The 18905-nt window shown below is 68.7% G+C and carries 14 protein-coding genes; 9 read left to right on the top strand and 5 right to left on the bottom strand.

All coding sequences use genetic code 11. The features are described 5' to 3' along the window. Positions 1-399 (top strand): DUF302 domain-containing protein, encoded by a 399-nt coding sequence (locus tag CACI_RS42715; RefSeq protein WP_015797190.1) that lies wholly within the window; start codon positions 1-3, stop codon positions 397-399. A 46-nt stretch (positions 400-445) separates the two neighbouring features. Here CACI_RS42715 and CACI_RS42710 read toward each other — a convergent pair whose 3' ends face one another. Beyond that, on the bottom strand, positions 446-949 hold the full coding sequence (locus tag CACI_RS42710; protein ID WP_041543948.1) for a TetR/AcrR family transcriptional regulator: 504 nt from the start codon (positions 947-949) through the stop codon (positions 446-448). Positions 950-1114: 165 nt separating this feature from the next. On the opposite strand from CACI_RS42710, the gene CACI_RS42705 reads away from it, so the two are divergent. Continuing rightward, positions 1115-1963, top strand: a complete 849-nt coding sequence (locus CACI_RS42705) for an oxidoreductase (protein WP_015797188.1) — start codon at positions 1115-1117, stop codon at positions 1961-1963. A gap of 78 nt (positions 1964-2041) precedes the next feature. Here CACI_RS42705 and argG read toward each other — a convergent pair whose 3' ends face one another. Then, a complete protein-coding gene (gene argG, locus CACI_RS42700; RefSeq protein WP_015797187.1) occupies positions 2042-3508 on the bottom strand; it encodes an argininosuccinate synthase in 1467 nt (488 codons plus the stop codon). A 147-nt stretch (positions 3509-3655) separates the two neighbouring features. On the opposite strand from argG, the gene CACI_RS42695 reads away from it, so the two are divergent. After that, a complete protein-coding gene (locus tag CACI_RS42695; protein ID WP_041540798.1) occupies positions 3656-5701 on the top strand; it encodes an NHL repeat-containing protein in 2046 nt (681 codons plus the stop codon). A 15-nt stretch (positions 5702-5716) separates the two neighbouring features. Here CACI_RS42695 and CACI_RS42690 read toward each other — a convergent pair whose 3' ends face one another. Further along, complete coding sequence (locus CACI_RS42690) at positions 5717-6478, bottom strand: DeoR/GlpR family DNA-binding transcription regulator (RefSeq protein WP_015797185.1); 762 nt, start codon at positions 6476-6478, stop codon at positions 5717-5719. A 90-nt stretch (positions 6479-6568) separates the two neighbouring features. Between CACI_RS42690 and CACI_RS42685 the strand changes: the two genes are divergently transcribed. Continuing rightward, entirely contained in the window at positions 6569-7792 is a 1224-nt protein-coding gene (locus CACI_RS42685; RefSeq protein WP_015797184.1) for an MFS transporter, read from the top strand. Positions 7793-7890: 98 nt separating this feature from the next. Beyond that, on the top strand, positions 7891-9774 hold the full coding sequence (locus tag CACI_RS42680) for a hypothetical protein (RefSeq protein ID WP_015797183.1): 1884 nt from the start codon (positions 7891-7893) through the stop codon (positions 9772-9774). Between the two features lie 79 nt (positions 9775-9853). On the opposite strand, the gene CACI_RS42675 is transcribed toward CACI_RS42680, so the two are convergent. Next, the gene (locus CACI_RS42675) at positions 9854-10984 is read right to left on the bottom strand and encodes an epoxide hydrolase family protein (RefSeq protein WP_015797182.1); all 1131 of its coding nucleotides are present in this window, start codon (positions 10982-10984) and stop codon (positions 9854-9856) included. A 94-nt stretch (positions 10985-11078) separates the two neighbouring features. On the opposite strand from CACI_RS42675, the gene CACI_RS42670 reads away from it, so the two are divergent. The 3 genes from CACI_RS42670 to CACI_RS42660 all read left to right on the top strand — a co-directional run bounded on the left by CACI_RS42670 (position 11079) and on the right by CACI_RS42660 (position 17200). Further along, entirely contained in the window at positions 11079-12041 is a 963-nt protein-coding gene (locus tag CACI_RS42670) for a helix-turn-helix transcriptional regulator (RefSeq protein ID WP_015797181.1), read from the top strand. Between the two features lie 93 nt (positions 12042-12134). Continuing rightward, positions 12135-16691, top strand: a complete 4557-nt coding sequence (locus CACI_RS42665) for a DUF6531 domain-containing protein (protein WP_015797180.1) — start codon at positions 12135-12137, stop codon at positions 16689-16691. Next, the gene (locus CACI_RS42660) at positions 16688-17200 is read left to right on the top strand and encodes a hypothetical protein (RefSeq protein WP_015797179.1); all 513 of its coding nucleotides are present in this window, start codon (positions 16688-16690) and stop codon (positions 17198-17200) included. Before CACI_RS42665 ends, CACI_RS42660 begins: the two co-directional genes overlap by 4 nt. Positions 17201-17221: 21 nt before the next feature. Here the strand turns inward: CACI_RS42660 and CACI_RS42655 are convergent, their stop codons facing one another. After that, positions 17222-17701, bottom strand: a complete 480-nt coding sequence (locus tag CACI_RS42655; protein ID WP_015797178.1) for a MarR family winged helix-turn-helix transcriptional regulator — start codon at positions 17699-17701, stop codon at positions 17222-17224. A 173-nt stretch (positions 17702-17874) separates the two neighbouring features. Between CACI_RS42655 and CACI_RS42650 the strand changes: the two genes are divergently transcribed. Further along, positions 17875-18900, top strand: coding sequence for an alpha/beta fold hydrolase (locus tag CACI_RS42650; RefSeq protein ID WP_041543946.1), 1026 nt, complete (start codon positions 17875-17877; stop codon positions 18898-18900). The last annotated feature ends 5 nt before the right edge of the window (positions 18901-18905 follow it).

Here is an 18905-nt window from a genome sequence, read left to right as displayed (position 1 = left end):
GTGAATTCCCCCGTAGTCACCAAGACAGCGACCACGTCGGTGACCATGACGGCACGCCGCCTGCTCGAAGTCCTCGAGCACGCTGGCGCGACCGTCTTCGCGGTCATCGACCAGGCCGAAGCCGCCCGGAGCGCGGGTCTGGAACTGCGGGACACGGTCTTGATCCTGTTCGGCAACCCCACCGCCGGAACCCCGGTCATGGACGCGCATCCGCTCGCCGCCCTGGACCTCCCGCTGCGCATCCTGCTCTGGGACGACAACGGCACGACCCGCGTCACCTACCTGGATCCCGCCGCCCTCACCGAGCGCTACGGGGTCGAGCCCGAGATGCTGGACAAACTCAAGTCGATCCACGCCGTGTCGGACGCGCTCACCGCCGCCGCACCGCCGGTGCAGTAAGCAAGCTGAAAGCACCAAGAGTAAGAGCCCTGATCCCACACCGCGCTCAGCTCTCCCGCTCGTGCGCGGCGCCGATCCCCTGAAGCAGGGTCTCGACCACCAGGTCCGCCGCCTGGCCGTGGCTCAGTTCCGGCTGTTGCCGGACCACCAGGTTCGTCACCTCCGGCAGGAGTACGCCGACCCACCCCGCCGGGAGCCCTGAGCGCAGCAGTCCTTCCTCGGTGGCGCGCTCGAGGAACGCGTCGACCTCGGCGACATAGGCGTTCCGCCGCTCGCGCACCGCGTCGGTGGCGAGCATCCGGTTGAGGTCGACCGGCCATATCCGGTTGACCGCCACGATGTTCTCGACGTAGCGGTGCAGCGCCACGGCGACCGGTGCCTCCCGCAGCCGCGCGTCCTCGATGGCCTCGCCGATCGCCGTGAGGCGCGCCTCGTAGATCGCCGCCAGCAGCTCCTCGCGAGAGCCGAACCGCCGGTAGACCGTGCGTCGATCCACCCCCGCCTCGGCCGCGATGGCCGCGATGCTCGCGCCCGGATCGGCGGCGAGCATGCGCGCCCCGGTGGTCAGGACGGCTTCCAGATTGCGTGCTGCGTCGGCTCTCACGGTCTCGATTCTAGCCGTCTGGTGTGGAGTCTGTGCCACCTGATGCCATCTGCAAGTGCATCATCCATAAGTAAGTGCTACAGTGATGTGACAGAACGAAAGGAACGAGCAATGTCTCGCACATGGTTGATCACCGGGGCGTCCCGGGGTTTCGGTCGGAGTCTGGCCGAGGCGGTGTTGGAAAGCGGCGACCAGGTTTTGGCGACGGCGCGGCGTCCGGAGCAGTTGGCGGATCTGGTCACGCGCTATGGCGGCTTGGTGCGCACTGCCGCATTGGACGTCACCGATGCCGAGGCGGCTAAGGCTGCGGTGGCCACTGCGGTGGAGGAGTTCGGGAGTCTCGACGTGGTGGTGAACAACGCCGGGTTCGCCAACAGTGGTCCGATTGAGGAGATGGCTGAGGCGGATTTCCGGGGTCAGTTCGAGGCGAACTTTTTCGGTGTGGTGAATGTGACGCGGGCGGCGTTGCCGGTGTTGCGGGCGCGGCGGTCGGGGGTGTTTGTGCAGTTTTCTTCGGTGGGTGGCCGGGTGGGTGGCACGCCGGGGATGGGTGCGTATCAGAGTGCGAAGTTCGCGGTGGAGGGGTTCTCGGAGGTGTTGGCTGCGGAGGTGGCGCCGTTCGGGGTGAAGGTGGTGATTGTGGAGCCGGGTGCGTTCCGCACTGATTGGCAGGGCTCGTCGATGGAGCTGCACCCGGTCGGTGCCGACTATGAATCCACGGTCGGGGCGATGAACGCCTACCGCGCCGAGAACAGCGACAACCAGCCCGGCGACCCGGTCCGTGCCGCGCGAGTGATCATCGATGTGGTCGGGCACGACGACCCGCCGCGTCGCCTCCTGCTCGGCGCGCAAGCTGTCACCAGTGCTCTGGCTGCCGGCGAGGCACGTGCCGAGGAGACCCGGAAGTGGGCCGACGCCAGCGCATCCGCCGACTTCCCGACCGACGACGCCAGTTCCTGACAGACAAAACCTCCCGCCGTGGTTTTCCACGACAGGAGGTTTGTCAGTCTCGGTTCCGTCCTCAGTCCCGATCCGTCGTCAGTCGTTCCCGGCCTCGATGGCAGCCCGGTCCAGCAGCTCCTCGTCGCCCTCGGCCTCGGCCGCCGGCCGCGACGCGATCGTCTGCGCTCCGCCGTCGGTCATCGCGCCGATCAGCTCGCTGGAGAACGGGTGTCCGCCGCCGGCCAGCTCGGCCGCCGCTGGACCCGCGCCGGAGCCGACCATGCCCAGGTGCGCATATTGCTCGAGCTTCGTGCGGGAGTCGGCGATGTCGAGGTTGCGCATCGTCAGCTGCCCGATGCGGTCGACCGGACCGAAGGCGGCGCCCTCGGTGCGCTCCATCGACAGCTTCTCCGGGTGGTAGCTCAGAGCCGGGCCGGTGGTGTCGAGGATCGAGTAGTCCTCGCCCCGGCGCAGCCGCAGCGTCACCTCGCCGGTGATCGCGCGGCCGACCCAGCGCTGCAGCGACTCCCGGACCATCAGCGCCTGCGGGTCCAGCCAGCGGCCCTCGTACAGCAGCCGGCCCAGGTGGCGGCCCTGGTTGTGGTACGCGGCGACGGTGTCCTCGTTGTGGATCGCGTTCACCAGCCGCTCGTAGGCGATGAACAGCAGCGCCATGCCGGGCGCCTCGTAGATGCCGCGGCTCTTGGCCTCGATCACCCGGTTCTCGATCTGGTCGGACATGCCCAGCCCGTGGCGCCCGCCGACGGTGTTGGCCTCCTGCACCAGGTCCACGGCCGAGGCGAAGGCCTTGCCGTTGATGCTGACCGGGCGGCCCTGCTCGAAGCCGATGGTCACGTCCTCCGGGGCGATCTCCACCGCCTGGTCCCAGAACCGGACGCCCATGATCGGCTCGACGATCTCCAGGCCGGTGTCCAGGTGCTCCAGGGACTTCGCCTCGTGCGTGGCGCCCCAGATGTTGGCGTCGGTGGAGTAGGCCTTCTCGGCGCTCGCGCGGTAGGGAAGGTCGCGCTCGGTGAGCCACTGCGACATCTCCGAGCGCCCGCCGAGCTCGCTGACGAAGTCGGCGTCCAGCCACGGCTTGTAGATCCGCAGCGCCGGGTTGGCGAGCAGGCCGTAGCGGTAGAAGCGCTCGATGTCGTTGCCCTTGAAGGTCGAGCCGTCGCCCCAGATCTGGACGTCGTCCTCGAGCATCGCGCGCACCAGCAGCGTGCCGGCCACCGCGCGCCCCAGCGGCGTGGTGTTGAAGTAGGAGCGGCCGCCGGAGCGGATGTGGAAGGCGCCGCAGGCCAGAGCCGCGAGCCCTTCCTCGACCAGGGCGGCGCGGCAGTCGACCAGCCGCGCGAGCTCCGCGCCGTAGGCCTCGGCGCGCCCGGGCACGCCGGGGAGGTCCGGCTCGTCGTATTGGCCGAGGTCGGCGGTGTAGGCGCACGGAACGGCGCCCTTCTCGCGCATCCACGCGACCGCGACCGAGGTGTCGAGCCCGCCGGAGAAGGCGATGCCGACGCGCTGACCTGCTGGCAGGGAGGTGAGTACCTTGGACACGAGTGCAACTATATACGACTCTCTGAATAATCATGCCACCGTGTCCACATCGCGGGCATGTCGCACCGTCACTCGGACTGCGCAATCGGACGGCCGCACCGTCGATCCTGCCGAGTTTGCCATGGAACGCACCGATATCTTTCGCGCGTGCGACGAATCCTCACGCCGGTTCTGGCCGCCCTGGCATGCCTGCCCGCGGGCACTTCATATGCGACGATGGCGCACTCCCCGGCGCCGGGCGTGCTCAAGCAGTGCGGCGTGGTCCGCACCGGCGAGCTTCCCATCGCCGGCGCCGAGGTCACGTTGCTCCAAGCAGGCCGCGGAGCCGGTGCGACGCCACGGGTATTGGCGCACGTGCGTACCGGTAGCCATGGAGAATTCGGTCTCATCTACCGGCGACCAGTCGATCCCACGGCTGTGCTCTATCTGACCGCTGATGTCGGGCAGCCGAGCCGCGAACGCAGCAGCGCTGGGCATCCCGCCGCGCCGGTGGAGCTCGCTGCCGCACTCGGTTCGCCGAGCTCTGCGACTACTCCCAGCAGCGCCTCGCCGGTCGTGATCAACGAGCGCACGACCGTCGCCGCCGGTTACGCCCTCGCGCAGTTCATCGGCGACCGAGGCGTCTCCGGCACCTACCCGGGCCTGCAGAACGCAGCAGCCATCTCGCACAACCTCGCCGACGTCACCACCGGCCAGATCGCCCCGCTGCTCGCGAGCCCGCCGAACGGCGCGCTCACCTCCACGCTGGCGACCTTCAACACCCTGGCCGACCTCGTCGCCGGCTGCGTCGCCGGACAGACCTGCCAGTCGCTGTTCGCCCTGGCGCAGCCGCCGGGGAAAGCGCAGCCGACGAACACGCTGCAAGCCGTCGCCGACATCGCTCGGACGCCGAGCAACAACGTGCCGGGACTGTTCGCGCTCGCTGCCGTGAAGCAGCCGTACACGCCGACGCTGACCGCCGCGCCGGACGCCTGGACCCTGGCCATCCGCTACGACGGAAACGGCCACGAGCTCGACGGTCCCGGCAACCTCGCCTTCGACGCCGACGGCAACGCGTGGGTGACGAACAACTACCCCTACAACCCGAATCCGTTCGCGTCGGTCTGCGGGGACACGAAGGTCATCAAGCTCGCGCCGACCGGGCAGGACGCGCCCGGCGCGCCATACCGCGGAGGCGGTCTGTACGGCGCCGGGTTCGGGATCACGCTCGATCCGAAGGGCCACACCTGGGTTGCCAACTTCGGGTTCCAGGGCTCGCAGTGCCCTGTGAACGCCAGTCTCTTCTATCGCAGCGTCTCCGAATTCGGTCCGCGCGGTGCGGCGTTGTCCCCGCCTACCGGATGGCGCAACGGGAACATCGTCCAGCCGCAGGGAATGGCGTCGGACCGGCAGGGCACCATCTGGATCGCGAACTGCGGCGGTTCCAACGTCGTCGAATACCCGCACGGACGCCCGGAACTCGCGCGCACCATCACGCCTCCGGCCTCCCTGCCCCTGGTGAAGCCCTTCGACATCGCCGTCGACCCGATGGGCCGCAAATGGGTCACCGACAACGGCACCAACAGTGTTCTGATGATGTCGGCAGACGGCGTCCCGCAGCGTTCCATCACGACCGGCGGTCTTCGCCGTCCGCTCGGCATCGCCTCGGACAGCCTCGGCAACGTCTGGGTCGCCAACCCCGGCATCCTCCCGGTTCCGTGTGGAGGCGACAGTGCGACCGACTTCGCGAACGCGGTGCAGAACGCGCCGTCCGGTGGCGGCGGTGTCGGTGGTGTCGGGGGTACCGGCGGTTCGGTCACGATGATCGGTCCGGACGGTTCGACACCCGCGCAGCCGTTCATGAACGGCGGCATCGTGCTGCCGTGGGGTGTCGCCGTCGACGGCGACGACACGGTCTGGGTGTCCAACTTCGGTGGCCGGCGTCTTGTCCACCTCTGCGGCGCGCGCCTGTCGTCCTGCCCTCCCGGCTACCGCGCCGGACAGCCGATCTCGCCGGCCGCGACCGGCTACACGAGCGACAGCCTGGCGCGGAACACCGGCGTGCAGATCGACCCGTCCGGCAACGTGTGGCTGGCGAACAACTGGCTGACCGTGCCGGTGCAGACCAATCCGGGTGCGCACGAGGTGGTCGTGTTCATCGGGATGGCGGCGCCGGTGCGGACGCCGCTGCTCGGGGCTCCGCGGCGGCCGTGATGATCCTGATGGCCGTCAGACGTTCTTGACGACGGTGCCCGCGGCTTCGAGCGCGGCCAGCTCCTCGGCGGGCGCCGCGTCGTCCGTGACGAGCGTGTGCAGGAGCGAGGACGGTCCGACATAGGCGTGTGCGGTGCGACCGAGCTTGCTGCCGTCGGTGGCGAGGATGACGCGCCGCGCCGAGGTGATGCTCGCCTTCTTCACCGCCGCGTCGTCGAGGTCGTAGGCGGTCAGTCCCTCGGCGGCGCTGAGGCCGCAGCAGCCGATGACGGCGGTGTCGAAGCGCAGCGCCGCCAGCGAGGCGAGGGTCAGCGGACCGGTCAACGCTCCTTCGGCGGTGCGGGGACGTCCGCCGGGGACCAGCAGCGAGGCCTGTCCCGGATTCTCGCTGAGAACGCGGATCGCCTGGAGCGACACCGGCATCACGGTGACCGGACGCTGGTGCAGGAGGCGCGCGACCTCCAGGCAGGTGGTGCCGCTGTCCAGCACCACGGTCTCGCCGTCGGCGATGAGCGCGGAGACCTCGGCGGCGATCCGGCGCTTGGCCTCGATGGCTTCGTGAGCGCGCAGAGCGAAAGGCGGTTCCTCGCCGCGCAGCAGCAGCGTGCGCGCACCGCCGCGGACGCGTTCGAGGACGCCTTGCGCCGCCAGCACGTCCAGGTCGCGCCGGATGGTCATCTCCGAGGCGCCGGTGAGCTCGGCGAGCTCCGGGACCGTGGCGCTGCCCGACTCCTTCACGACCCGGGCGATCTGCCGGTGACGGTCTGCGGTGCTCATGCCTGCGATTGAACACCACCCACAACGAACATGCAAACTGTTCATTCGAAGGGTTTCCAAACATGGATTGTGTTCGTTATGGTGGCGAGCATGGAACGATCACTCCGGTCCGCCCGAATAGCGACCTTCACGTACTTCATCCTCTGCGGGACGCTCATGGGCACCTGGGTGGTGCACATCCCCGCCATCGAGCAGCAGGTCGGGATCAGCCACGCGACACTGGGCGGTCTGCTGGTGCTGCTCGGACTCGGCGCGTTCGCCGGGATGCAGGTCGCCGGGCGCCTCACCGACCGGCTCGGGGCGCGCGTCGTCGTTCCGTCGGCCGGCGCGGTGTGCGGGGCGACTCTGGTGCTGCCCGGCTTGGCGCGGGAGCCGTGGACGCTGGCAGCCGCCCTGCTGATCTTCGGGTTCTTCAACGGCTGTCTGGACGTGAGCATGAACGCTCACGCCGTGCACGTGGAGAAGGCTTACGGCCGGCCTGTCATGTCGGCGTTCCATGCCGCGTTCTCCGTCGGCGGCGTGGTCGCCGCGTTCATCGCCGCCGGGATGTCGAGCATCGGGATGAGCCCGGCAGGAGCGCTTGCGGTGATGGGAGTCGCGGGGATCGCGGTCGCCGTCGCCACAACTCGTCTGTTGCTGCCGACGTTGCTACCGACAACGCCGGAATCCCTTGCTGCGCTTAGTGCTGAGGACGAGCACGTACCGGCGACAGCGACAGCGACGCGGCGCTCCCGTGCCGGACGCCAGATCTGGGTCCTCGCCGGTCTGGCTTTCATGATCATGCTCTGCGAGGGCGCCGCCAACGACTGGAGCGCCTTGCACCTGAAGGACGTCCTCGGCGCGCCGGCTAGTACCGCTGCCTTCGCCTACGGCACTTTTGCCGCCGCGATGACCATCGGCCGCCTGCTCGCCGACCGCGTGTCCGCGCGCTTCGGAGCGATGGCCATCCTGCGGTACGGCGCGGCTATCGCTGCCGTCGGGATCACGATCGCGGCTGTGTCGCCGTGGATCTGGTCCGCGTTCGCAGGCTGGGCGCTGTTCGGTCTGGGACTGTCCGGCTGTGTGCCCCAGCTGTTCAGCGCCGCCGGCCATGCCGATCCCGCCGCTGCCGGCACCAACGTTTCGCGCGTCGCAGGGCTCGGATATGTCGGCATGCTCGCCGGTCCCGCCGTCATCGGCTGGATGACCCATGTCGTGGCACTGAACCACGCGTTCCTGGTGCTGACCGTGATGTGCGGGATCGCTGCGGCGACCGCCGGCGTCCTGCGCCCCGCAGCCGACCGCGAACCCGAGTTGGCGTACAGCGCCCACTGATCGCAGGCCCACCTATACAGCCCTTGTCCTGCGGCGTTGCCAAGTGATCGCGTGATACCGTCCTGCCACTTAACGGGGGTCAAGGGCGGGGCAAAACAATGACATCGGAGATTGAGCTCACCTCTGCGGTCGAACCATCGGTGGCGGATCGAGACGGCGACGCGGGGGAGTTGGAGCCGGAGGACCGGAACGGGGATCTGGCGGCTTCTGATCCGCCGCGCCCCGGCAACCGTTTCTCCGCACAGTTCAACCGCTTCGTGCGGCGCGACATCTTCGGCGTCAACGCCGCTGTGCTGCTGTTCGTCCTCGCACCGCTGGCGTTCGGCTACTACGCGCGCCTGCACTGGTCCGCGTACTCCTTCCCGCCGGACAGCCGCTACTACGTCGTCATGGCGCTGCGCGATCTGGGCTGGGGCGACGCGCACGCGCTGACGAAGCAGTTCGCCAACTCCGGCGTCGTCGCAGAGCCCTGGTACTTCGCGCACAGCGATCCCGCCTGGCTGATGGTCCAGTCGCGCATGCTCTACCCGTTCTTCGCCGCGCCGTTCGTCGCGGTCTTCGGCGTGAGCGCGGGTATGCCGCTCGCGGCGATGGCGGCGTTCGCGACCATGCTGTGGGCGGTGACGCGCCTGGTCCAGCGGCTGTACGGCCCGACCGCCGCGCTGGCCGCCGGCGGGGTGCTCGGCGCGTGCGGCTTCCTGATGACGCTCGCCGAGGCGGTCACCGACTCGGTGGCGATCGCGGTGCTGGCGCTGATCCTGCTCAACCTCCCGCTCGGCCGCCGCGCCCGCGCGAACAACCTGATCGCGCTCGCGTTGCTGTCGGTGCTGCTGGAACTGAGCCGCCAGGTGATGCCGACCGCCGCCGTCATGGCGTTCTTCGCCTATGTGTGGGCGACGCTGTTCCCCGGACGCGGCCGGCCTCGGCGGTGGCGCAACGACTGGCTGTGGCCGTCGCTGATCGTCGGCGGCACGACCGTGTTCGTGCACCTGCTGGAGGCCAAGCTCTCCGGTCGCGGCGCCGGTTCGCAGGTGTCGCAGGTGACTGCGAACCCGTTCCGGGTGGCGTGGACCATCACCGACTACGACGTGCTCAGTACGCTGCAAGGCGACAAGGCGCTGTCGATGCTGCTCGCCGGAGCCCTGCTGTTCGTCGTGGTCCGCTTCACCGACATCGTCGCCGGGCTGCTGCTCGGGGCGCTCGCGGGCACGTACGTCATCATGGTCGCCGGCGTCGATCCCTCCCACATGCGCTACGAATCGATCATGTTTCCCGTCGCCGGCCTCGCGATCGGCGCGCTCTTCCACCACTTGGCGCCGCCTTCGTTGCGCGGCGGCGTCGTCGGCGAGGGGACGCTCCGCTCGGACCGACTGCCTCCCGTCGACACCTGGTGGCAGCGCGGTCCCCGCCGCATCCAGGCGCTCGGCGCGTGCAGCGTCGTCGGTCTGGCGTTCCTCGTCGGCTGGTCAGGCACGCACGGATCGAAGTCCATGGCCGGCACCATACCCACGGCGCCGTCAGCAGCCGCAGCCATGGCCGGAAACTCCCACGCAGTCATCCCCGCCCGCGTCGTACCCGCCGAGGAAACCCTCTCCGAGGAGTTCACCCAGGCCGAGAACATGCTCCAGAGCAAGACCTCGGTCTTCCTCATCTACGCCGACTGGCGCCACCCGATGCACTTCCGCCCCCTCGCAGCCAACGAACCGGGCTGGAACCACCGCGGCGCGGACGGCACGGTCGTCATCTACCCCGGCGACCTCGCCTCCTCGGACTGGACCGGGCTCGCGAAGGCGTTCACCTACAACGGCACGCTCGACCCCGGCACCGTGAAGGTGACCTCCCGGACGACCAGCCCCTACGGCGAGGACGTGACCTTCACCGTCGTCGCCAACAAGACCGTCCACCGAGGACACGCCACCGTTCTGTACCCGGTCCGGGCGGCGCTGCCCGGCTTCGTCCCGGAGATGGTCTTCGACTCCTGAGACGCCTCTTCGTCCCCTGATTCACGCCTGCGGCAATACGTGCCGCAGGCTCGGCTCAGTGCAGTTCGTGCACAGCGCCTCAGCTCAGCGGCCCGAAGAAATCCCGCAGATCCGCCGCGAGGACATCAGGGCACTCCATCGCCGGGAAGTGCTGCCCGCGCTCGAACTCGCTCCAATGCGCGTCCTGCTCGGCGGGGACCAGCTTGCGCACCGTCGCGTCCGCGCCGAACACCGCGTAGCCGTGCGGCACTGGGGACGGCGCGCCCCAGTCGGAGGAGTGGAACTGGTCGTAGAGCGTGTGGGCCGCGGAGGCGCCGGCGCCGGTGAACCAGAACAGGCTCACCGTGGTCAGCAGCTGGTCGCGGTCGATCGGCAGGTCGGTCCATAGCTCGAACTTCTCCGCGATCCACGCCAGTTGCAGGATCGGGGAGTCGACCAGGCCGTAGCCGATGGTCTGGGGGCGGCTGTTCTGGATCGCGAGGTAGCCCGATCCCTCCTTGCGGAACGCGTTCATCCGCTCCAGTGCCAGCGCGTCGACGGGGTCTGTGGCGTCCAGGCGGTCGGCGAGGCCGGGCAGGAAGGTGGCGACGTTGGCCGCCGTCTGCGGGTCGGTGGTGACGTGCACGCCGGTGACGTGGTCGGCGGCGTAGCCCGCGACCAGCCCCGCCACGCCGCTGCCGACGTCGCCGCCGTGGACGCCGTAGCGGTCGTAGCCGAGCCGCCGCATCAGCTCGATCCAGGCGCGCGCCGTCCGGCTGAGCGTCCAGCCCTGCGCGGCGAGCGGGGTCGAGAAGCCGTAGCCGGGAAGGGAGGGCGCGATGACGTGGAACGCTTGGTCCTCGTCGCTTTCCGGGGCGACCAGCGGCTCGATCAAGGTCATGAATTCGGCGACGGAGCTGGGGAAGCCGTGTGTGATCAGCAGCGGCTTGGCGTCGGGGCGCGCGGAGCGGATGTGCAGGAAGTGGATCCGCTGGCCGTCGATCTCGGTGACGAACTGCGGGTAGGCGTTGAGCGCCTTCTCCTGCGCCCGCCAGTCGAATCCGCTGCGCCAGTACTCCGCGAGCTCCTTCAGGTAGTCGACGGGGACCCCGCGCTCCCAGCCCGCTCCGGGGACGGACGCGGCCCAGCGGGCATTGGTCAGCCGTGCGTGGAGGTCGTCGAGGTCTGGCTGGGGGATGGCGATCTGGAAGGGCTGGATCTCGGTGGTCATCGCAGGTCTCCGTCTGCTCGTTCCGGCTTGACTGAGGTCAGCCTAGGAATCATTGCGGAAAGGTTCGTTCCGCAATCTCGGATACGGTTCAAGAATGTTGGAGACCTCGGCTCGGCTACTGCGCCTGCTGTCCCTCTTTCAGGCTCGCCGCGACTGGACCGGCGGCGAGCTCGCCGAACGCCTCGGCGTCACCACCCGCACCGTCCGCAACGACGTCGAGCGCCTCCGCGAGCTCGGCTACCCGGTCGAGGCCAGACCCGGCGTGGCCGGCGGCTACCGCCTCGGCTCCGGAGCCACGCTGCCACCGCTGCTGCTGGACGACGACGAGGCGGTAGCCGTCGCCCTCGGCCTGCGCATCGCCGCCGCCGGAGCCGTCGCAGGCATCGAAGAAACCTCTCTCAGTGCCCTGGCAAAGCTGCAACGCATCCTGCCGGCCCGCCTGCGCCACCGCGTCGAATCCTTCGGCTCCCACGCCCTGGCCGTCCCCACCCACGCCCCCACCGTGGACCCCGAAACCCTCACCACCCTGGCCCTGGCCTGCCGCGACCACCTGATGCTGCACTTCGACTACGAAGCCCACTCAGGCGCCACCAGCCGCCGCACCACCGAGCCCTACCGCCTGATCCATCGCCGCCAGCACTGGTACCTGTTCGCCTGGGACCCCTCCCGCGCCGACTGGCGCACCTTCCGCGCCGACCGCATCCACCCCCACACCCCACCCGGACCCCGCTTCACCCCCCGCCCCACCCCGCCAGACGCAGAAATCACCACCCGCGTAGACACCGGCGTAGCCCAAGCACCCTGGCGCTATAAGGCACGCGTCATCGTCCACGCCCCCGCCACCTACGTCCGCACCCGCATCCCCACCCCCATCACCGTCGAAGAACTCCCCAACGGCCACTCCGCTTTCGAACCAGGCTCCGACAACCCCGAACGCCTAGCCCTCTACCTAGGCATGCTTGAAGCCGACTTCGAAGTCACAGATGCTCCCGAGCTAGCCGCAGCAGTGGAGCGCATCATCGCGCGGTATCAGCGGGCGATCGGCAACAGCACGTAGCTGACGTACTTCTTGGGAGTTACGCGCTCCGAGGCGTCGCTGTAGGCTCATCTACTGCTTTGTAGGGGAGATGCATGGGGGAGGTCCACGGGGATGGCGCGTCCGTCTGGTTGGGACATTCTGGGTTTGGATGGGGATCCGACTCCGGGTGTCGTGGAGTCGGTGCAGGCGCTGGCGAAGGAGTTCGGGGACTTTGCCCACGATGCGGAAGCGGCGTATCACAGCCTGAGCTCGTTCGGCTCGGATGCTACGGCGTTGCAGTGGGTGGGTCAGACTGCTGATGCCTTCAAGGGTCAGTTCGGTCCGCTGCCCGGTCGTCTACAGAAGCTGTACACCTCGTACAGCGAAGCCTCCGACGCCCTGTCGGCCTATGCGCCGCTTCTTCAAGCCGCGCAGACCAAAGCCGACACGGCCTTGCGCCAAGCGCAAGACGCCCACGCCGATCTGCAGCGTGCCACCACCAACGCCAACACCGCAGCGACGGATCTGAAAACCGCGCAGCAGAACCACGCCACAACCCCGAACCCGCAGGCGGTCACCGACGCCCAAACCGCGCACGACACCGCACAGACCAACCTGACCAACGCCAAAGCCAAGATGGCAGCGTTGACCAAGCAAGCCAACGACGCCTACAACGACCGCATCACCGCCGCCAAAACCTGCGGCACCGCCCTCCACCACGCCCAATCCGACGGCATCCACAACAAGCACTGGTGGGAACACGTCGGCGCAGCCCTGTCCGAATGGGGCGGCGAAATCGGCAAAATCGCCGGCGAGATCGCCCCAGTCCTCGACATCATCGCCCTGGCCACCTCCTGGATCCCCGGCGTCGACGTCGTCACCGCAGCCCTAGCCGAAGCCGACAACATCGTCGCCCTAGCCGGCACCGCCATGGCCACCATCGGCGACGCCATGCAAGGCCACTGGGGCGACGCCCTCCTCGGCGCGGGCATGCTGGCTTTGACGTTCGTCGGGGCGCGCGCCTTCGGCTCGGAGGCGGAGGCTGTCGAAGGCGAGGCTGGAGGCATCGAGGGCGAGGCCAACGCGCTGGAAGGCTCCGAATCGAGCTTGGCGGGCAAGGGCCAGGAGGTCGACGGGACCGAGGAGTCGTCGATCGGCGGTGACCCGGTGGACCTGGTCACCGGCCAGATGATCGACAACGTCACCGATCTCGACTTGCCCGGCGTCCTCCCGTTGATCCTGCGGCGCACCTACGCCTCGGGGTACCGCACGGGCCGGCTCTTCGGGCCCGGCTGGTCCTCGACGATCGACCAACGGATGTCGATCAACGAGGCCGGGATCCATTTCGCCGGTGACGACGCCCAGACTCTGCACTACCCCCTGCCGACGACCGCTGAGCCGGTGCTGCCGGAGAACGGCGCCCGCTGGCCGCTGACCTGGGACCGGGACACAGACGAGATCCGACTCACCGACCCCGCCACCGGGCTGACCCGGCATTTCGCGGTGGTCCACTTCACCGGCGATCTCGGGCAGATCAGGGATCTCACCGCGATATCCGACCGGAACGGGAATCGCGTCACCGTCCATCGCGACGAGTTCGGCACACCATCAGAGGTCGAACACTCCGGCGGCTACCGCGTCCGCATCGGCAGCGTCGCTTCGGCCCAGGGCCCGCGGATCACGGAACTTCGCTTGCTCGACGGTGGTCCCGGTACGAACGTCATGCGCTACGACTACGATGAGCGCGGCCGTCTCACACACATCGTCGATGCCACTGACGTTCCCCACGTCTACGACTACGACGAACAGAACCGGATCACCGCGTGGACGGACCGTCTCGGGTACCGCTACGAGTACCACTACGACGAACTCGGCCGTGTCGCTCGCAGTTCCGGCGTCGACGGTGTCCTGGCAGCGACGTTCGCCTACGACCGGCCCAACCGGACGACGACCATCACCAATTCGCTGGGCCACGCCGCCGCCTACACCTACGACGAGTACGGCCGCGTCGTCCAGATCACCAATCCGTTGGGTGCCACCGAAGCGTACGAGCACGACAAGTACGGCCGCACCCTGAAGCGGATCGACGCCTCCGGCCAGGTCACGCAATTCGAGCGCGACGCGCGCGGCAACGTTTTGCGGGTCGTGGAGCCCGACCGGAGTGTGACCAGCACGGAATACAACGCCCTCGACCAGCCGGTGAAGATCATCACCGCGGAGGGCGCGACCTGGCGGTACGAGTACGACGACCGGGGCAACATGGTCGCGGTCGTCGACCCCTGTGGCGCCCAGACCAGGTATGCCTACGGCGAACACGGCCAGATCCACTCCGCCACCGATGCTCTCGGCCGCGTCACTGTCATCGACACCGACGCCGCGGGCCTGCCGATGACCGTCACCGACCCGATCGGTGGACGCACGGCATTGACTCGCGACGGGTTCGGACGAGTCACCGCGATCACCGACCAGCTGGACCGCGCGACCCGCTTCGGCTGGACCGGCCGGGGAGACATGGCCTGGCGCGAGAACCCGGCCGGCGAACGACGCAGCTGGGAGTACGACCACCTCGGGCAAGCCGTGACCGAGACAGATGCCGCTGGCGGCGCCAGCCGGTTCGAATACGGGCCGTTCGGCAAGGTGGTGGCCCGCACCGATCCCGCGGGTGTCCGCCGTACCTTCGGCTATGACACCGAGCTGCGGTTGTCTCAGGTGTCCGACCCGTCCGGCAGCACCTGGCGCTACACCTTCGACGGCGCGGGCAATCTCCTGGAAGAGAGCGACTTCACTGGTCGCACGGTGCACTACCGCTACGACGCCAACCGTCAGCTGATCGAGCGAGTCACCGCCGCCGGCGACGTCGCACGGCTCACCCGGGACGTCATGGGCCGGGTCGTGCGGCGAGAGACACCCGAGGGCGCGACGGTCTATGAGTACTCCGCGGGCGGTCGACTTGCCGCAGTCCGAGCGCCGCGAAGCACCGTCACCTTCACCCGCGACGCGGCGGGGCGCATCACCGCGGAGGACGTCGACGGCCGGACGACAGAGTTCGATTTCGACCTGATGGGCTATCGCGTGGCGCGCACCACGCCGTCGGGAGCGACGTCCCAATGGGGTTACGACCTGGCAGGACGTCCGATGGCGTTCGCCGCCGGCGACCACCGCATCGACTTCGACTACGACGCCGCCGGCCGCGAACGCGTTCGGACCCTCGGCGCGGACACGTGGATCACCCGGGAGTTCGACGACGCCGACCGGCTGGCGCGCCAGAGTCTATGGACCCGCGACCAGGCTTCCGCGGGCGCGAGTCCCACACCAGACCGTTTGCTCGCGGACCAGGGTTACGCGTACGACCTGATCGGATCGCCGGCGACCATCCTCGATGCCGTCGTCGGACAGCGTTCGCTGCGTGCCGACGCGACCGGACGGATCACCGCGGTCGAGGCGGCGACGTGGAGCGAGTCGTACGCGTACGACAGCTCTGGCAACCTCAGCAGCGCGACTGTCGGTGCGGACCAAAGCCGTGACACAGACGGCCTCCGCGAGTACGCCGCCACGACGCCCCGACGGGCCGGTCGCACTCACTATGAGCATGACGCGGCGGGCCGGCTGGTCAGAACCATCCGCAGGACCCTGTCGGGCGGGCAACGCCAGACGTCATACCGGTGGGACTCCGACGATCGACTGATCGAAGTGACCACGCCGGATGGTGCCACCTGGCGCTATGAGTACGACGCCCTCGGCAGGCGGTCTGCGAAACTGCGGTTGGGCGCCGACGGCGGCGTCGTCGAACGCGTCGGCTTCACCTGGGACGGCACGCGCCTCGCCGAGCAGGAATCGCGCGGGTTCGACGGCCGCGTCGATGTCCTAACCTGGGACTACGAGCCCAATACCTGGCGAGCAGCTGCTCAGCGCAGGCGCTCCTGGGCCGTTGACGCCCCGCAGTCCGATGTCGACGAGGCCTTTCACGCGATCGTCACCGACCTCGTGGGGACACCGACCGAACTGGTGACGCCCGAAGGGCGCATCGTGTGGCGGACCGCCCTCAGCCTGTTCGGTGAGCAGATCGCCGTCACCGCGCCGGACGGCGATGAGTGCCCGCTCCGTTTCCCCGGCCAGTACCACGACGCCGAAACCGGTCTCCACTACAACCTGCACCGCTACTACGATCCGGCGACCGCCGGCTACTTGTCGCCGGATCCGCTGGGCTTGGGACCCGCTCCCAACGACCGCGGCTACGTGCCCAACCCGCTGGTGTGGATCGACCCGCTCGGGTTGTATCCGCAGGACAAGTACCCGCCGACGTCGCCGGCGTTCAAGGGCGACCCGTACCACCCGGACGAGGTCGCGGACCGGCTCAGGGCGAACCAGGAATGGCCGGGCCGGGTCCCGGAACCGTCGGCGCCCTCCGGCGACCCGGCTATGATCGGCGCCAACGGCACCCAGATCACGAGCCAGACGGCCTGGAACGAAGGTCCGTACCGCATCGACGTCGAGAACCCCGACCCAGGCGGGCGCCCCGGCCAGATGCACTTCCAGGACCAGACCAACAAGAGCGCGAAGTACTACTGGGACCACCAGAACGGAGGCTTCCAGGGCATGCCGAACAAACTCGCCAACAAGCTGTCGGGCAACCGGGGCTATCAGAACGGCATCAAGAAGGGCCTGAATTGGCTGGGAGAAAGCCAGTGATCGCGACCAACTGGGCGATGCGTCAGCTCGCCGGTCCCGACCCGCTGGCGCTGGCCGATCCGCAGACCGTCACGCCGGCGGCGCGCGAGGTTCTGGCCTCGGGCTGGATGACCGAGCCGTCCGGCGCCAACGTCCTCGTCGAGCTGCGTGCCGGTTATCACGGTCCTGACTTCCGTCCCGGCGACCTGACCGGATACGAGGCCGCCGTCAACGGACGAGGGGTCGCCGACGACGACATCACCGTTGAGGGCGACGAGCGCGAACGTGCGCTGTTGGTACGTGCGGTGTCCTACGCCGTGCAGGCCCTTGCCGAGGCGCGTGAACTGCCCGACCGCGACAGGCTGACTGCGGTGGTTTCGCTGTCGATGTCCGGCGACGACGTGCCAGTCCCCACTGCGAAGGTCACGTTCTACGTACAGCGCGACGACGAGCGGCCGTACCTCCGGGACGTCGAGGAATACGCGTTCGAATCACTGTTGGTCTTCGACTACACCGCTGCGATTGCCTGACGGCGTAGTCGAACCGTCCACCTACATCAAGTCGCCGAGACCGCGCGACATCCACCCAGGCGTGTCGAAGCGCACGGCTGGATCGCCGGACAGCGCCGCCAGGTAGGTCTCAAGGTTCTGAAGCTGCGTGGCGCCGATCTGTCGTTCCCATTGCTCGCGGAGCTCGTCGAAGATGGCTTCGCCCTGCCGGAGTACCTCGAAGCCGAGGGGTGTCACTTGCAGGAGCATGCGGCGGGCATGGCGGGGGTCGGTGCCGCGGGTGACGTATCCGCGGTCCTGGAGGACGGCGATGGTCTTCGCTGCCGCTTGCTTGGAGACCGACAGGCGGCGGCCCAGTTCTGAGGCGTTGCCGGCGCCGTCGGCGATGGCGCGCATCGCGAAGTCGTGGACGGGGCGGACGTCCTCGTAGCCGCGGCGGGCCAGCTCGGCTGTCGCGCCGTCCACTAGCGAGCGGAAGCCTCCGAGCAGGAGAAGTGCCAGGTCGGCGCCAGAGCGGGACATGGGCAGAAGACTACGGCAGTTGCCAGTGACAACCTGGTTGGCTTAGGCTCTGAGACATCCAGGTTGTCTCAGGCAGGGAGAAACACATGCACGCCACGCCGATGCCGATGCCGATGCCGATGCCGAACCCGAACGCGAACGCGAACGCGAACCCGAACCCGAACCCGATCCCGATGCCGACGCCGACGCCGACCGGCCCGAGCCTCCCGGGAATCACGCACCACCACGCGGACGTCAACGGGACCACGCTCCACTACGTCGCGGCTGGGACCAGCGGCTCGCCGATCCTGCTGGTCCACGGCTTCCCCGAGACCTGGTGGGCGTTTCGGAAGCTCATCCCGCTGCTCGCGACCGAGCACCGGGTGTTCGCCGTCGACCTGCGCGGCTTCGGTGACTCCGGCCGCTCCGGCGACTCCATCGACTCCATCGACTCCATCGACTCCGGCGACTCCGGCGACTCCATCGACTCCGGCGACTCCGGCGACTCCATCAACTCCAGCGACTCCAGCGACGAGCCGAGCAGCTACGACAGCGCGACCTCAGCCGAAGACCTGCACCAGCTCATCGCGCATCTCGACGTCGGCCCGGTCCACCTCACCGGCCAGGACATCAGTGGCGCGACGGTCTTCCGCCTCGCGACCACGCACCCGCAGGACGTGCTCAGTCTCACCGCCATCGAGACCGGCCTCCCCGGCTTCGGCGTCGAGGCGCTGGCCGACGTCACCCGCGGCGGCGCGTGGTACATCGGCGTCCTCACCACGCCGGGCATCGCCGAGATGCTGCTCGCCGGCCGCGAGCGCGAGTTCTTCGGACAGTTCCTGTTCCCGGCGCTATGCGCTTCCCCCGAAGCGGTCTCCAGCGAGGACATCGACGAGTTCGTCCGCACCTACTCGCGCCCAGACGGCTGGCGCGGAGCCACCGGCCTCTACCGCTCGATGCTGCGGGAAGGCGCGGAAATCCAAGCCCTCGCCCAAGAGCCCGGGCTGACCATGCCCGTGCTGGCGGTCGGCGCGCGCGGCGGCGCCTTCACCGCCAACACCATGTCCCAGACCACATCAGCCGAAATCAGCTCCGTGTCACTCGACGGCGTCGGCCACTACGTCGCCATGGAGGCGCCAGACGAACTGGCGAAGGCGCTGCTCGAATTCACTACCACCGTCGATGCAGCAGCCACTCCTGATGCTGTCGAGCAACGGTGACCGCT

It is taken from the genome of Catenulispora acidiphila DSM 44928 (assembly GCF_000024025.1).
Lineage (GTDB): Bacteria > Actinomycetota > Actinomycetes > Streptomycetales > Catenulisporaceae > Catenulispora > Catenulispora acidiphila.
The sequence above is the reverse complement of the archived record's forward strand: the minus strand, read 5'-3'. Positions and strand labels throughout refer to the sequence as shown.